At 71.5% G+C, this 14,973-nt stretch carries 13 protein-coding genes; 5 read left to right on the forward strand and 8 right to left on the reverse strand.

The genetic code is table 11. The annotated features are described in order from the left end of the window. Positions 1-18 precede the first annotated feature (18 nt). Together ABZ721_RS07335 and ABZ721_RS07340 are read right to left on the reverse strand one after the other, a co-directional pair. A complete protein-coding gene (locus ABZ721_RS07335; RefSeq protein ID WP_358787612.1) occupies positions 19-1,797 on the reverse strand; it encodes an acyl-CoA dehydrogenase in 1,779 nt (592 codons plus the stop codon). Then, positions 1,794-3,614, reverse strand: coding sequence for a fatty acyl-AMP ligase (locus tag ABZ721_RS07340; protein WP_358787613.1), 1,821 nt, complete (start codon positions 3,612-3,614; stop codon positions 1,794-1,796). Before ABZ721_RS07340 ends, ABZ721_RS07335 begins: the two co-directional genes overlap by 4 nt. A gap of 385 nt (positions 3,615-3,999) precedes the next feature. On the opposite strand from ABZ721_RS07340, the gene ABZ721_RS07345 reads away from it, so the two are divergent. After that, on the forward strand, positions 4,000-5,007 hold the full coding sequence (locus ABZ721_RS07345; protein WP_358787614.1) for a helix-turn-helix transcriptional regulator: 1,008 nt from the start codon (positions 4,000-4,002) through the stop codon (positions 5,005-5,007). Between the two features lie 154 nt (positions 5,008-5,161). Next, positions 5,162-5,350, forward strand: a complete 189-nt coding sequence (locus ABZ721_RS07350) for a hypothetical protein (protein WP_358787615.1) — start codon at positions 5,162-5,164, stop codon at positions 5,348-5,350. Positions 5,351-5,618: 268 nt separating this feature from the next. Here ABZ721_RS07350 and ABZ721_RS07355 read toward each other — a convergent pair whose 3' ends face one another. From ABZ721_RS07355 to ABZ721_RS07365, 3 genes are all read right to left on the reverse strand, one after another. Then, on the reverse strand, positions 5,619-6,254 hold the full coding sequence (locus tag ABZ721_RS07355) for a hypothetical protein (protein ID WP_358787616.1): 636 nt from the start codon (positions 6,252-6,254) through the stop codon (positions 5,619-5,621). Between the two features lie 291 nt (positions 6,255-6,545). After that, positions 6,546-7,034 (reverse strand): glutathione peroxidase, encoded by a 489-nt coding sequence (locus ABZ721_RS07360; RefSeq protein ID WP_358787617.1) that lies wholly within the window; start codon positions 7,032-7,034, stop codon positions 6,546-6,548. A 58-nt stretch (positions 7,035-7,092) separates the two neighbouring features. Continuing rightward, a complete protein-coding gene (locus ABZ721_RS07365) occupies positions 7,093-7,746 on the reverse strand; it encodes a pentapeptide repeat-containing protein (protein ID WP_358787618.1) in 654 nt (217 codons plus the stop codon). A 96-nt stretch (positions 7,747-7,842) separates the two neighbouring features. On the opposite strand from ABZ721_RS07365, the gene ABZ721_RS07370 reads away from it, so the two are divergent. Together ABZ721_RS07370 and ABZ721_RS07375 are read left to right on the forward strand one after the other, a co-directional pair. Beyond that, on the forward strand, positions 7,843-9,204 hold the full coding sequence (locus ABZ721_RS07370; protein WP_358787619.1) for an FtsW/RodA/SpoVE family cell cycle protein: 1,362 nt from the start codon (positions 7,843-7,845) through the stop codon (positions 9,202-9,204). Then, positions 9,201-10,652 (forward strand): penicillin-binding transpeptidase domain-containing protein, encoded by a 1,452-nt coding sequence (locus ABZ721_RS07375; RefSeq protein WP_358787620.1) that lies wholly within the window; start codon positions 9,201-9,203, stop codon positions 10,650-10,652. The genes ABZ721_RS07370 and ABZ721_RS07375 overlap by 4 nt, the downstream gene beginning before the upstream one ends. Positions 10,653-10,677: 25 nt before the next feature. Here ABZ721_RS07375 and ABZ721_RS07380 read toward each other — a convergent pair whose 3' ends face one another. The 3 genes from ABZ721_RS07380 to ABZ721_RS07390 all read right to left on the reverse strand — a co-directional run bounded on the left by ABZ721_RS07380 (position 10,678) and on the right by ABZ721_RS07390 (position 13,920). Further along, positions 10,678-11,406, reverse strand: coding sequence for a polysaccharide deacetylase family protein (locus tag ABZ721_RS07380; RefSeq protein ID WP_358787621.1), 729 nt, complete (start codon positions 11,404-11,406; stop codon positions 10,678-10,680). A 148-nt stretch (positions 11,407-11,554) separates the two neighbouring features. Then, the gene (locus tag ABZ721_RS07385) at positions 11,555-12,697 is read right to left on the reverse strand and encodes a CapA family protein (RefSeq protein WP_358787622.1); all 1,143 of its coding nucleotides are present in this window, start codon (positions 12,695-12,697) and stop codon (positions 11,555-11,557) included. Positions 12,698-12,804: 107 nt separating this feature from the next. Beyond that, positions 12,805-13,920 carry a ferritin-like domain-containing protein gene (locus tag ABZ721_RS07390; RefSeq protein WP_358787623.1) on the reverse strand — a complete coding sequence of 372 codons (1,116 nt, stop codon included), beginning with the start codon at positions 13,918-13,920 and terminating at the stop codon, positions 12,805-12,807. A 161-nt stretch (positions 13,921-14,081) separates the two neighbouring features. Here ABZ721_RS07390 and ABZ721_RS07395 point away from each other — a divergent pair, with 161 nt between their 5' ends. Further along, the gene (locus ABZ721_RS07395; RefSeq protein ID WP_358787624.1) at positions 14,082-14,972 is read left to right on the forward strand and encodes a diiron oxygenase; all 891 of its coding nucleotides are present in this window, start codon (positions 14,082-14,084) and stop codon (positions 14,970-14,972) included. The last annotated feature ends 1 nt before the right edge of the window (position 14,973 follow it).

A 14,973-nucleotide genomic window follows, 5' to 3' on the forward strand; every position in this document is an offset into this window, starting at 1 on the left:
CGTCGGGCCCATGAACCGTCAGCCGGGGATGGGGGTGTTGTAGAGGTCGTAGCTGCGCTGGGCGCTGAAACGGACATGGACTTCGTGCCGGAGCCGCGTCTCGCACTCCCCCGGCAGGTCGGGGACCTTCGCTCCCAGCCGCCGCGCGATGCGGTGCAGGGCCGCCGCCGCCCAGGCCGGATCGGCCAGGAACGGGTCGGAGCCGTCCTGGTTGTGCCGCCACACCCCGAGCACCGAGGCCGCCGCGAGCAGCAGCGCGTACCGGTCCATCAGGGCGAACGAGGCGGGCCCCACCGGGGTGGTGCGGTCCGCGGGCTCCAGGGCCAGGACCCGGTCGCGCAGGTCGCGGAACTCCTCCACCAGCTGCCCGGCCAGGGCGCGCAGCGCCCGCTCCACCGGGGTGCGGCCCGGGATCGCGGCGGCGACCGACAGCAGCGTGGCGCTGACGCTGTCGCGGCCGCAGGCCAGGCTGAGCGACTCGGTGCGCAGCGGCGGCAGGTCGGCGCGCGGCCGGAAGAGCCCGGCGGGCGCGTCGTCCTCGGTGAACCAGGACTGCCGGGCCAGCCGGTGCAGCTGCGGGATGACGGTGGCCTGGCAGGCGACGGAGCCCGCGTGCCCGAGGCTGAGCACCGGCACGTCCCTGACGTGCTTCTGGAAGATGCCCAGCGTGCCCTCGCGGGTGTAGAACCCGGAGCCGAGCACGATCGACAGGTCGTACATCGTCTCGGTGAGGATCCGCGGCAGCAGGTACTTCAGCGCCGCCGAGTACACGCTGGTCTGCGTCGGCAGCAGGTGGATCGCGCGCAGCGCGACGAGCGCGAGGCTGTCGTAGAGCAGCAGGTTGACGAAGGCGCCGGTCGCGGCGGCGTCGGTGCGCTGCGCGTCGGAGCGGGCGCCGCCCCAGCCGCCGCCGCGGTGCTCGTGGTCGAAGCGGACCGCCGTGCGCAGGCTGGTGTCCACGGCCGCCAGCGCGGTCGCGGCGATGACGGTGCGGCTGATCTGGAAGGATCGCAGCGCCGTCTCGATGCCGCTGCCGACCGGGCCGAGCAGCGCGGACTCCGGGACCGGGCAGTCGTCGAACTCCACCCCGGCGAAGGCGTTGCCGCGCAGTCCCACCGGCATCTGGTGCGGCACGATCCGGGACCGGTCGGCGGGCAGCTCGGCGGGGTCGAGGAGCAGGACGGAGTGGCTGCGGCTGCCGGGCGCCGGGTCGGTGCGGCAGAACAGCACCAGCGCCTCGGAACGGGCCAGGTTGTTGATCACCGGCTTGCCGCCGCTGAGCAGGAACCCGCCGCCGGCCGCCGGGCGTGCCGCGACCTGGCTGCGGACCAGCTGGTTGCTGTGCGCGGTCTCGTGCTGCGCGATGGCGGCCTTCGCGCCGCGCAGCATCGCACCGGCGAGCCAGCGCTGCTGCCCGTCGCTGCCCGCCATCCAGACGTCGGAGGCGGCCATGTACGACATCATCCCGTAGCTCATGCCGAGGCCGACGTCGCGCCGGAAGACCGGGCGCATCACGCGGACGAGGGTGTCGACGGAGTCCAGCCGGCCGCCGAGCCTGCTGGGGACGAACTCGCGGTTCATCCCGAAGTCGTCGAGCAGCGCCTCGCCGCGGCCGAACGGCACCGCGGCCCGGTCGGCGTCGAGCACCGCGTGGTAGCCGCAGGGGTTGCCGGGGTCGGTGGGGTCGCCGAGCAGCGCCTCCAGCTCGGCGACGCGCGCCTGCACCGCGGCCTCCCGGCGCTGCGGTGCGGGCGCCTCGGCGAGGGAGCCGGCGGATCCGGTCGCGGGTCTGGTCACCAGGGCCTGCCTCTGACACCGGCCGGTTCCGGTTGCAGCAGGTCCTCGCCGAGCAGGGTGTCGCGGGCCCGCACCACGGCGTGCACGGCCGGGTCCAGCGCCTCGTACTCGCCGCGCAGCTCACCGTCGAGGAAGAGCTGCCGCATCAGGGTGCGCTGCACCTTGCCGCTGGTGGTCCGCCGGATCGTTCCCGGCCGGACCAGCAGGACGTTGCCCGCCGGGATGTTGAAGTCCTGGCCGATCATCGCCTGCACCTGCTGGGCCAGCACCCGCAGGCTCGCCGCGCTCGCGCCCTCGCCCTTGACCTCCTGCACCACCACCAGCTGCTCGCGCCCGGCCTCGACGCTGAACGCCGCTCCGGCACCGTGGCCGAGCGCCGGGCTGGTGGCGCGGACCGCGAACTCGACGTCCTGCGGGTACACGTTCCGCCCGTTGATGATGATCACTTCCTTGAGGCGGCCGGTGACGAACAGCTCGCCGTCCTCCAGCACGCCCAGGTCCCCGGTGCGCAGGAACCCGGTCTCGCCGTCCTCCAGGGTGCCGTGGAAGGTCGCGTCGGACTCCGCCGGCCGCTGCCAGTAGCCCTGGGCGACGCTGTCGCCGCGCAGCCAGATCTCGCCGACGGCGCCGTCCGGCAGCTGCCGGTACCCGGCCGGGTCGACGATCCGTACGTCGAAGTCGGTGACGTGCCCGCTGCTGACCAGGTCGCGCCGCGGCCGGCCCGGCTCGGCCGGCGCCAGCTGGTCGCGCTCCAGGGCCTGGGTGTCCGCCCGCTTCTCGGTGAACGGGGTGCCGGGGACGCCGCCGGAGACGATGAGGGTGGCCTCGGCCAGCCCGTAGCAGGGGTACAGGGCCTGCGGCCGCAGCCCGGCCGGGGCGAAGCGCTCGGCGAACGCGCGCAGGGTGTCGGCGCGGACCGGCTCGGCGCCGTTGAGGGCGAGCCGCCAGCGGGACAGGTCGAGCTCCTCGATCTGCTCGTCGGTCACGCGGCGCAGGCACAGCTCGAAGCAGAAGTTGGGGCCGCCGCCCGCGGTGACGCCGTACTCGTCGATCGCCCGCAGCCAGCGCACCGGCCGCTTGATGAAGGAGGTGGGCGACATCTGCACCGAGGAGCTGCCCAGCCACAGCGGGTGCAGGAGGTGCGCGATGAAGCCCATGTCGTGGAAGTGCGGCAGCCAGCCGCCGAACCGGTCCTCGCGCGTGGTGCCCAGCGAGCGGCCGATCGCGGCCTCGTTGGCCAGCAGGTTGCGGTGCGAGACCATGACGCCGCGCGGGTCGGAGACCGAGCCGGAGGTGTACTGCAGGAACGCCAGGTCGTCGGGGCGGGCCGCGACGGGCTGCCAGGCGGCCGGGTCGCCGAAGCCGGTGTTGTCGGTGGCCAGGCAGACCACGTCCTCGCGGCGGGCGCGGGAGAGCCACAGCGCGATGTCGGGGGCGTTGGCCCGGTCGGTGAGCACCAGGCGGGCCCCGGAGTCCCGGATCACCGCCGAGGTGCGGCTCAGCCGCTTCTCCTGGCCCGCGTCACCGGGCAGCGGGGCCGGCACGGCCACCGCCCCGGCGTACAGGCAGCCGACGAACGCCTTCAGGAACTCGGCAGTCGTGGGGTACAGGAGCAGCACCGGCTGTCCCTCCACGCCGTGCAGCTGCAGGACGGAGGCGATCCGCCGCGCCTCCGTGTCCAGCTCCGCGTAGGTCAGGTGCTCGGCCGCCATGGCCGGCCCCGCGTCGCGCAGGAAGACGTGGGCGTCCGCGTCGGCGAGCTCCGCGGCCCGTTCCAGGACAAGCTCGGTGAAAGTGGCGAAGCCTGACAATGACATCCCCTCGACATCCCCTCGCGGCGCAACCACCGGCCCGCTGACAGACCGGCGTGGAACGGGTCCCGCACATCTCGTCGGATCCTCGGCGGCACGGCTAAAGCAGCGGTTGCGCGAACCGGTTGACACGGGCGACCGGCGGCCCAGAGGATGGAATTTCGGTAGGTGACATGTGTCACCTGTCGTGCGGAGCGATCCCCGGCAGCCCCTGGAGGGGCCCGTGCACAGCCCGGCGTACCGGACAGCGTCCAACCACCCTCACCCGCGGAGACCGGCCGAAACGGCCCGGCGGCGATGTATGACCGCGACGACCGGCCATCTCACGACTGCGGGCCGCTGGCATATGGCACAACCGTTGCTAAAGTCGCCTCTGGGCGAGGGGGTAGCTATGGCTGTGACTGTTCGAGGCGGGGCGGCGGAATCCGACGATGTCGGTCTTGCCCTGTACCAGGCTTTGCGTGATCAGGGCTCGTGCCCGCCGGCCACGGCCGCGGCACGACTGGGTCTGAGCGCCACCGAGGCGGCGAACGGCTGGGCGGAACTCCGGGAGCTGGGGCTGATCCGCGCCGGACGCAGCCCGGAGGAGGTCGACCCCGTGGATCCGGACACCGCGCTGATCAGCCTGCTGGACCGGCAGCGGGCCGCTCTGCAGGCGCAGCGCGAGGAGCTGACGGCGATCGTCAGGGCGTCGGAGTCCCTGATGGAGCGCTACCGTCCCGCCGTCCAGCGGGACGCGGCCAAGGTCGAGGTCGAGATCATCAACGGCGACGGCCGCAAGCGGCAGATGGTCGGCGACTACTACGCCACCCTCACCACCCGCTCCCGGTCGATGCACCCGGGTCCGCTGCCGCCGGCCGAGGTGCTGGCGGAGTCCCTGCAGGGCGACGCCGACATGGTCAAGCGCGGCATCCGCGTGCAGGCGATCTACACCCAGGGGATCAATTCGGCGCCCCGCCAGCGCAAGTACCTCTCCGAGCTGGCCTCCGTCGGCGTGGAGGTCCGGCTGGCGCCCCAGGTGCCGCTGGACCTGAGCATCGGCGACATGCACACGGCGATGCTCGCGGCCAATCCGGACATCCCGTCGGGGCCCGCGCTCCTGGTCCGCGGCACGGCGCTGGTGCGCTCCTACAGCGCCCTGTACGAGGACTGCTGGTTGCGCTCGGTGCCGTACTCGACCAAAGTGGCTGACCGGTTCGACTCCGCGAGCGAGCTGACCGAGCAGCACCGTACGGCCATGAGGCTGCTGGCCAACGGGCTCACCGATGAACGGATCGCCAGGAAACTGGGCATCTCACTGCGGACGGTGAGCCGCCTGGTCTCCGAGGTCATGCGATACCTGCAGGCCGAGAGCCGTTTCCAGGCCGGGGTCCTGGCCGTCACTCATGGTTTCATCTGACCTCATGACCTTCCGATTCGCGCCATTGCGCACTTACGCACCTGCCCTAACTGGCCACTCGCCGTCCATTTTTGGCACCCTGGCATTGCTACAAGGGCATCCCGAACCCGTGAGCAACTTCCTGCCTTCCCAGACAAGGATCACGATGTCGAGCATGCAGCACCTGACCAAGGTCACAGCGGTCGCAGCCCTGGTGCTCGCCCTTTCCGCAGTCGGTGGCACCGCCCTGGCCGCGTCGCACGACTCCTCCACGGGGTCGCAGCACGCGCTGGAGAGCGGCCCGGCTGTATGGGTGCCCGCAGCAGTGCCGAACGTGTGGGTTCCGGCCTCGGCTTCCGCCTGACAACAGACCTTCCCCCCTCCCCCACAGCGCTGTACGGTTCGCGGCTACGCCGCGGGCCGTGCAGCGTTTTCTGCGTCCGGTCGTGTTTCGGCCAGAACAGCGGCGTTTTTCAGCCAATCTGCCCGGAGGGGTCTCTTCCGACAGGGATGACGCGGCTGCCGCTGGGCGCGGCCTGCCGCAAGGGTGCCTTTCCAGCCAGGCAAGCGGTAACCGGCCACGGCCGCACCGCGACTTTTCAGCCGTTCTCACGAGGGACGGCCGGCGGCGCTCAACCCGTGCTGAGACGGTCGCGGCCCAGGGTCTGCAGGACGTCCTCCTGGGCGTAGAAGACCTGCCGCCCGTCGCGCTTGCGCCGCCACTGGTGCTCGTTGGCGAGCCAGTAGACGGTGCCCGCGGGGATCCGCCAGGCCGAGGAGATCTCCCGGGCGCTGAGCCCGGGAGGGACTCCGTCACCGGCCCGGCCGCGGTACAGAGCGCGCCAGCGCTCCGGCGGCCAGATGTGCGCGCGATCCGTGTCGCACTCCACAGCCGGGGGGAGCGTGGAGCCGGGTTCACGGACGACGGCGGTGAGGCGGCCCCGGCAGGACTGCACGATGCAGGGGCCGACGGGGATGCGGCGCTCGAGCCGGGGTCGGGCGATCTTCATGCAGCGGCGGACCAGTGCGTCGACCTCCGCCGCGGCGTCCTCGGCCGCGGGGTGGACGGCCAGCCAGGACAGGTGGCGTCGTAGGAATGCGGCGAGGGCCGGCACCGTCCGCAGGGGGAGGCGGACGGTGCGGCCCTCGACTATCAGATCGGCCCAGGAGGCGAGGGTGCCTCGGATGTCGGCGCGCGCATCGACAGCCGGCCCGTTCAGCGGGATGCCGGGCCGGCCACCTGCGGTGACACGGTCGCCACCGTCCACAGCCGGAACGAGCGCAGCCTCCAACTCGCCATATACCCGGGGAAGCAAGGCGAGTTGCCGATCCAACCGCTCCTGGCAAGGGAGGCACAGCGCAGGATCCGTGTCCACGCAAAGATGCCCGGTACGGAATTCGCTCTCCTGCACTCCGCTGTCCCTTCCTCGCCGAGGCGGTAAGAAGAGAAAAGCAGGAGAGCCCCCACCCCGACAATGAAATGCAACCTGCCGGATCGCGCCATGGCGTGGCCCCGCCCGTAGGGGACCCGGCGGCGACCCGGCAGCGGCCCCGCGACGTCAGGCGGGGAGCACGGCTTCGATGGCTTCGACCAGCTCAGGGGCCTCGGGCTCGGTGCGCGGACGGAACCGGCCGGCCACCTCGCCGTCCGGGCCGACGAGGAACTTCTCGAAGTTCCACTGGACGTCCCCGGCCTCGCCCTCGGCGTCCTTCGCCTGCGTCAGCTCGGCGTAGAGCGGGTGCCGCGCCTCCCCGTTCACGTCGGCCTTCTCCAGCAGCGGGAAGCTCACCCCGTAGCTGGTGGAGCAGAAGGTCTGGATCTCCTCGGCGCTGCCGGGCTCCTGGCCGGCGAACTGGTTGCTGGGCACACCGAGCACGGTGAAGCCGCGCTCCGCGTACCGCTGCTGCAGCCGCTCCAGTCCCTCGTACTGCGGCGTGAGGCCGCACTTGGAGGCGACGTTGACGACGAGCAGCGCCTTGCCGCGCTGGTCGGCCAGCGAGGTGGGCTCGCCGGACAGGGTGCGCAGCGGGATGTCGTACAGGCTCACAGGGGTCTCCTACTGTCCTTGGGTGCTCTGACGGGGTGGTCTGGGTGGTCTGGGTGGACTACCGGTCCTTGACGGTGATGCCGAGGTTCCGGGCGAGGGCCGGGGCCAGCTCGAAGAGCTGGAGGGTGGTGATGAGGGCCCCCTTGAGCGCTTCGTGGCCGTCGGCCAGTTCGAGGGTGGTGGCGCCGCGCAGATCGACCTTCTTCAGCGTGGCGCGGCCGAGGTGGACGCGCTCCAGCCGGGTGCCGGGGAACGTCACCCCGGTGAGCTTCGCGCCGCCGAGGTCGACGTCGCGCAGCACGCAGTCCTCGAAGACCACGTCGTGCAGCGTCGCGGCCCGCAGGTTCACCGAGTCGAACTTGCACTGGCGGAACACGACCCTGCGCAGCACCGAGCCGTACGCCTCGATGCCTGCCAGGGCGCAGGCGGTGAAGGCGGTGTCGAGCCAGGAGGACTCGGCGAGCGCGGTGCCGGTGAAGCGGGTGGCGTGCGCCCAGACGTCGTTGAAGCGGGCGCCGCGCAGCGGGGTGCCGGTGAAGCCGCAGTCCGTTATGGCGCACTCCAGGAAGTGCGCCCCGGAGGCCTTCCCGTCCTCGAACGCGAGGCGGTCGAAGTGCACCGTGTCGTACCGCTCGTCGGCCTCCAGGCCGCCTTCGTGCGGGTGCAGCAGGTCGGCGAAGGGCAGGTCGGCGAGCTCCTCGGGTGGTGTCACATCCCGCAGCCTACGTCCCGGCCCCGACATCGGGGCGCGCGGTCCCCAGGGGTCACATAAGGGACATCTGCCCCGTTGCTTGCTACGTTGCAGCCCATGAGCGCAACGATCACCGACGCTCCGCCGCCCCTGGTCCTGGTCCCGAAGCGGCGCGGCGTCGAGCTCTCGCTGCTGGTCGGTGCGGTCCTCATCTCGGTGTACGGCTACGCGGAAGTGGGGCTGGCCACGAGCGGCGCCGTGCCGCCCGACGCGGTGGGGTACGGGGCGGGACTCGGCGTCCTGGCGCTGCTCGCCCACGCGGCGGTCAGGGCCCGCGCCCCCTACGCCGATCCGCTGCTGCTCCCGATCGCCGTCCTGCTCAACGGGGTCGGGCTGGTCTTCATCTACCGCCTCGACCTGGAGCCGGTGCTCGGCCCCGAGGCGGCGCCGGCCCAGCTGGTCTGGTCGACGCTGGGCATCGGGCTGTGCGTCGTGGTGGTGCTGGTGCTGCGCGACCACCGGGTGCTGTCGCGCTACGCGTACGTCTGCTGCGCCGCCGCCCTGCTCCTCATGGTCGTCCCGATCTCCTTCCCCGCGATCAACGGCGCCAAGATCTGGATCCGGTTCGCCGGCCTCTCCATCCAGCCCGGCGAGTTCGCCAAGATCCTGCTCGCGCTGTTCTTCGCCGCGTACCTCGCCACCAGCCGCGAGGCCCTGGCGTACGCGGGGCGCAGGTTCTGGAGGGTGCAGCTGCCCACCGGCCGGGTGCTCGGCCCGATCGCGACGGTCTGGCTGCTCAGCGTGGGCCTGCTGATCGCCGAGCGGGACCTGGGCACCTCGCTGCTCTTCTTCGGGCTCTTCGTGGTGATGCTGTACGTGGCGACCGGGCGGACCGGCTGGATCGCGGTGGGGCTGCTGCTGTCGGCGCTCGGCGCCTTCGCGGTCGGCGCGGTCGAACCGCACGTCCACGCGCGGGTGGAGGACTGGCTGCACCCGTTCGCCAGTGTCCGTGCGGGGGCGGGCCCCAACCAGCTCGCCCAGTCGCTGTACGCCTTCGGCGCCGGCGGCATGCTCGGCACCGGGCTCGGCCAGGGCCACTCGTACCTGATCGGCTTCGCCGCCAAGTCCGACTTCATCCTCTCCACGGTGGGCGAGGAGCTGGGCATGGCGGGGCTGACCGTGCTCCTGGTGCTCTACGCCCTGCTGGTGGCCCGCGGCTACCGGGCCGGGCTGACGCTGCGCGACCCGTTCGGGCGGCTGCTGGCGATCGGCCTCGCCTCGATCCTGGCGCTGCAGGTCTTCGTGATCGCGGGCGGGGTGATGGACCTGATCCCGCTCACCGGCATGGCGATGCCGTTCCTCGCCCAGGGCGGGTCGTCCGTCGTCACCAACTGGATCATCGTCGCGCTGCTGATCCGGCTCAGCGACAGCGCGCGCCGCCCGCAGCCGGACGATGGCGCGAGCGGGGGCGCCGCGTGATCCGCTGCATCCGGCGGGCCGCCGCCTGCTCCCTGGTCCTGCTCGTCGCCCTGCTGCTGAACGCCGGCCGGATCCAGGTCTTCCAGGCCGACGGCTACAACGCCGACCCGGCCAACCGGCGCAACCTGATCGCCCGCTGGGACCAGCCGCGCGGCGACATCCTCGTCGCGGGCCGGCCCGTCACCGGCTCGCGCGCGACGAGCGACCGGCTGACGTATCTGCGCACCTACGCCCAGGGGCCGCTGTACGCGCCCGTCACGGGCTTCGCGTCGCAGGTGTACGGCACGAGGCTGCTGGAGGGCACCGCGGACGGTGTGCTGTCCGGTGCCGACCCGCAGCTGGCCTCGCTCCCGCTGTGGAACGAGATCACCCGCGCCCGGCAGCGGGGCGGCGACGTCCACACCACGATCGACCCCGCCGCCCAGCGGGCCGCCTTCGCCGGGCTCGGCGACCGCACGGGCGCGGTCGCCGCGCTCGACCCGGCCACCGGCCGGATCCTGGCGCTGGTCTCCACGCCCTCCTACGACCCCTCGCGCATCGCGGGGACCGGCCGGGCGGCCGGCGCCGAGTGGGCCCGGCTCAGCGCCGACCCCGAGCAGCCGATGCTGGACCGGGCGATCCGCCAGACGTACCCGCCGGGATCGGCGTTCAAGGTCGTCACCGCCGCCGCGGCGCTGGAGTCCGGCAAGGTCACCGACCCCGAAGCGCCGACCACCTCCCCCGAGCCCTACACGCTGCCCGGCACCACCACCCGGCTGGAGAACGAGGCGGAGGGGTGCGCCGACGCGGGCCTGCTCCTCGCGTTCACCGTCTCGTGCAACACGGTCTTCGCGAAGCTCGGGGTGGACGTCGGGCTGCGGGGCATGGTCCGGCAGGCGCAGGCGTTCGGCTTCAACGACCGCGGGCTGCGGATCCCGCCGAGCGTCGCGCCGAGCAACTTCGACACCACGATGGGCCCCGACCAGGTCGCCCTGTCCTCCATCGGCCAGTTCGACACGACCGCGACCCCGCTGCAGATGGCGATGGTCGCGGGGGCGGTGGTCAACAACGGCGAGCTGATGTCCCCGTACCTGGTGGACCGGATCACCAACTCCCACGGCGTCACGGTCTCGGCCGCCTCCGGCCGCCTGCTGCACCAGGCCGTCGGCTACCGGACCGCCGTGCGGCTCCAGCAGATGATGGAGTCGGTCGTCACCGACGGCACCGGCACCAACGCCGCCATCCCCGGCGTCACCGTCGGCGGCAAGACCGGCACCGCCCAGCACGGCGTCGGCAACAAGGGCATGCCGTACGCCTGGTTCATCTCCTACGCCAAGGCCGCCGGGGGCCGGCCGGCCGTCGCGGTGGCCGTCGTCGTCGAGGACGCCGAGGCCGTCCGTGCCGACATCTCCGGCGGCGGCAGCGCGGCCCCCATCGCCCGGGACGTCATGCGGGCCGTCCTGGGCTGACCGGCGGCGACGGGAGAGGCGGGTCCTAGTAGATCTTGGGGAAGCTGAACGTGTAGCCCTGCTGCTTCAGCCACGGCAGGACCTTCTCCAGGGCCGCGACCGTCTGGTCGCGCTTGCCGCCGCCGTCGTGGAAGAGGATGGTCGGGCCGCCCGCCACCTCGTGCTTGACGGTGTTCACGATCGCGGGGACGCCGGGCTTCTCGAAGTCCTTGGAGTCCACGTTCCAGCCGAGCGGCCGCATCCCGTGCGCCGCCGCGAGCTTGCGGTTGAAGGGGGTGAACGCACCGCCCGGGGCCCGCCAGTACTGCACCTTCACGCCGCCCGAGGCCTGCTCGATCATCCGCTGCGCGTCCAGGATCTCCTGGCTCTGGTACGCCTCGGACTTCTTGTCCATCCCCGTGTCGTGCGTCATCGAGTGGTCGCAGAGCCGGTGCCCGGCCGCCACGATCTCCTTGATGAGCTCGGGGTGGGCCTTGGCCTGCGGGCCGACCACGCAGAAGACGGCCTTCACGTCGTTGCGCTTGAGCACCTCGAGCACCTGGGGCGTCCAGGTCGGGTCGGGGCCGTCGTCGATGGTGATGTTGACGGCCTTGCCGCCGCTCTCCGGCATGTGCACGATCTCGATCGGCACCGGCCGGGCGGGCTTGGCGTCCACGCGCGGCTTGGACTCCTTCGCGTCCGCCTGCGCCTTGTTGTAGCCGGACACCGCGACGGCACCGGCTATCGCAGCTATCAGCGCGATGACCGATGCCACGGTTATCGCTATGTTCCGCTGGCTCGCGGTGAGTCGCGCCATGGGTTCGAGTCCCCTTCTCTCGTCGCGTCGCAGCACGGCAGGACTGAACACACAGCCAAACCCCGCATTTCTGCAGTGATAGATGCCGGTGGCGGCGCGGCGGTTCCTACTTCTTCGGCGCCGCTTTCAATCCGGTGCAGCCGAGCAGTCCGGCGCGGCGGTCGTTGATGCGTTCGGCCGCCGCGCCCTCCTGGGGCACGGGCACACCGCGCCGGTCGACAAAGCCCGGGGCGAAGCGTTCGCCGGTGACTTTCCCCTTGGCGACCGTCAGGGTGGTGATGCCGGTGTCGTTGGAGTTCGGGTACGGCGAGGTGCCGTACCAGAGCAGATTGCCCATCCCGTAGGCGACGTAGGTCTGCCGCATCATCCCGGAGCCCAGCATCACGTGCGCGTGCGTGCCGACGACGGCGGTGGCGCCGGCCGCCGCCAGCTTGGCCGCGATGGACTTCTGCTCGGGACCGGGGCAGGACTGCCCCTCGGTGCCCCAGTGCAGGTAGACGACCACGACGTCGGCCTGCTTCCTGGCCGCCTTGACCGCCGCGACCAGCTTGGTCGGGTCCAGCGCCGAGGCGATGCCCGGCTTGGTGGCCGAGGCGCGCCAGTTCTGGTTGGTGATGTCCTGCACCTGGCTGGCCGCGAGCACGGCGAGCCGCACCCCGCGGATCGTCTTCACGTACGGGCGGTAGGCCTGGGCCTGGTCCGCGCCGATGCCGACGACCGGGATCGGGGCGTCCTCGACCGCCGCCAGGGTGTCCGTCAGCCCCTGCGCCCCGTAGTCGACGGCGTGGTTGTTCGCCATCGAGACCGCGTCCACGCCGGACTTCTTCAGCACGTCGAGCGCGGTGGCCGGCGTCCTGAAGTGGTACTTCTTGGCCTGCGGGGTGCCCCGGGTGGTGATCGCCGTCTCCAGGTTGACCATGGAGAAGTCGGCCGCCGCCAGGGTCTTGGAGAGCGGCCCGATCGCCGGCTCCGTCATCCCGCCGGTCAGCCGGGGCTCGGTGCGCTCGGTGAAGTGCACGTCGCCCCCGAACGCGAGGGTGATCGTCCCCGGCGGCGCCGAGGCCTTCGCCTCGGGCGCCACCGAGCCCTCCGGGGTGCCGTCCACCTGCGCGGTGGGCGTGCCGGAGACCGGCGCCAGTACCTCGGGCGACGGCTTCGAGCCGGATCCACAGGCGGCGCTGAGGGTCGTCAGCAGTGCGAGCCCCAGCGCCATGCGTACGCGCCGTCGCGCTCTCGGTCCTTCAAGCATCGAGCAAGCGTACGACTCCCGAGCGGGTGTTTTCGCCGCGCCAGGGAAGTCCGTGGGGGAATCAGGCGGTCCGGTTCCGCTGGTCCGGTTCTACGGGGCGGGCCGGGTCAGCCGGTCTCCGTTCCCGAGCCGAGGGTGATCGCGTCGGCGACCTCCGCCACACGGGCGGACTCCTCGGCGGCGAAGCGCTCGGCGTCGAGCTTCTCGGCTATCTCCTCGTCCTCGGCCATGAGCAGGTCGAGGTTGGAGTCGCCCATCTCGAAGACGCCCATGTCCACATAGGCCTTCTGCAGCCGGGGTCCCCACAGGCCGATGTCCTTCACGCAGGGCACGATGCGGCTGAAGAGCAGCTGCCGGAAGAGGTGGAGGTACTCGGAATTCTCGCTGAGTTCCTCGGCGTCCTTGCGCGGAATTCCGAAGTTCTCCAGGACCTCGACCCCGCGCAGCCGGTCGCGCATGAGATAGCAGCCCTCGATGACGAATTCCTCGCGCTCCCTCAGTTCGTGGTCGCTGAGCTGCTTGTAGTAGTCACGCAGCGCCATCCGCCCGAAGGCGACGTGCCGGGCCTCGTCCTGCATGATGTAGGCCAGGATCTGCTTGGGAAGCGGCTTGTCCGTGGTGTCGCGGAGCATTCCGAAGGCGGCGAGGGCGAGCCCTTCGATGAGGACCTGCATTCCGAGGTAGGGCATGTCCCAGCGGGAATCGCGGAGCGTGTCGCCGAGCAGTCCCTGCAGCTGGTCGTTGATCGGGTAGAGCATCCCGACCTTTTCCTGCAGGAACCGCGCGTAGATCTCCGCGTGCCGCGCCTCGTCCATCGTCTGGGTCGCCGAGTAGAACTTGGCGTCCAGGTCGGGAACGGATTCGACGATGCGGGCCGCGCAGACCATCGCGCCCTGCTCGCCGTGCAGGAACTGGCTGAACTGCCAGGACGCGTAGTGCCGCCGCAGGTCCTTCTTGTTCTGCTCGTTCATCGTGTCCCAGTAGCGGGACCCGTAGATCGTCAGCGCCTCGTCGGGGACGCCGAGGGGGTCGTAGGGATCGACCTCCAGGTCCCAGTCGATCCTCCTGACGGCGTCCCACTGCTTGTCCTTGCCCTTCTGGTAGAGGGCCAGCAGCCGGTCGCGCCCGTCGTCGTACTCCCAGGAGAAGCGGGCGGCACCGCTCGCCGTGACCTCCCAGAGCGCTTCGGCCGGTGCATTCGTGTACAGCTCGTGCGTCGACACTGACGCCTCCTCGTCACTCGCCCGATGTCCTTACGGGGTGCGGTCGTTGGCCGTGCAGTCGTTGGCAGACTCACACGCCGGTTACCGCCGGGTCAACAAGTTCTGCGCGAGGGATTGACGTCCTTGCTGACAAGCAGTCTCATAAGCGTATGGCCCCCCTCATGCCCAAGATCACGGAACGCGAGAAGGTCGCGGAGCGGTTGCTGGCGGCCTCCGCCAAGCACTCCTTCGACCCCGACACCGAGCTGGACTGGGACGCCCCGTTCGAGGACGGGAAGTGGTACTGGCCCCCTGAGCTGCTCTCCCTCTACGGCACACCGATGTGGAAGCAGATGTCGCAGGAGCAGCGCATCGCGCTGAGCCGGCACGAGGGCGCGAGCATCGCCTCGATGGGCATCTGGTTCGAGGTGATCCTGATGCAGCTGCTCGCGCGGCACATCTACGCCCTCGACCCGACCAGCCAGCACGTCCGATACGCGCTGACCGAGGTCGCCGACGAGTGCCGGCACTCGATGATGTTCGGCCGGCTGGTCAAGAAGTCCGCCACCCCGGTCTACCGGCCCAGCAGGCTCAACCTGCACCTGGGCCGGATCCTCAAGACGTACGCCACCACGCCCGGCGCCTTCACCGGCACGCTGCTCGTCGAGGAGATCCTCGACTGGATGCAGCGGCTGACCTTCCCGGACGAGCGCGTCCAGCCGCTGGTGCGCGGGGTGACGCGGATCCACGTGGTCGAGGAGGCCCGGCACGTGCGGTACGCCCGCGAGGAGCTGACCCGCCAGATGACGACGGCCCCGCGCTGGGAGCGCGAGCTGACCCGGCTGACGTCCGGGGAGATCGCCCGGGTCGTGGCGGGCTCGCTGATCAGCCCGCGGGTCTACTCGTCGGTCGGGCTGGACCCGGCCGCCGCGCTGGCGCAGGTGAAGGCGAACGGCCACCGCCGGGACGTGATGCTGCAGTCCGCCAAGCGGCTCGTCGAGTTCCTGGAGGACATCGACGTGCTGCGCGGCCCCGGCCGCAGGCTGTGGCGCGCCTCCGGCCTGCTGGCCTGAA

The sequence above is a fragment of the Streptomyces sp. NPDC006733 genome (assembly GCF_040636125.1).
Taxonomy (GTDB): Bacteria; Actinomycetota; Actinomycetes; order Streptomycetales; family Streptomycetaceae; genus Actinacidiphila.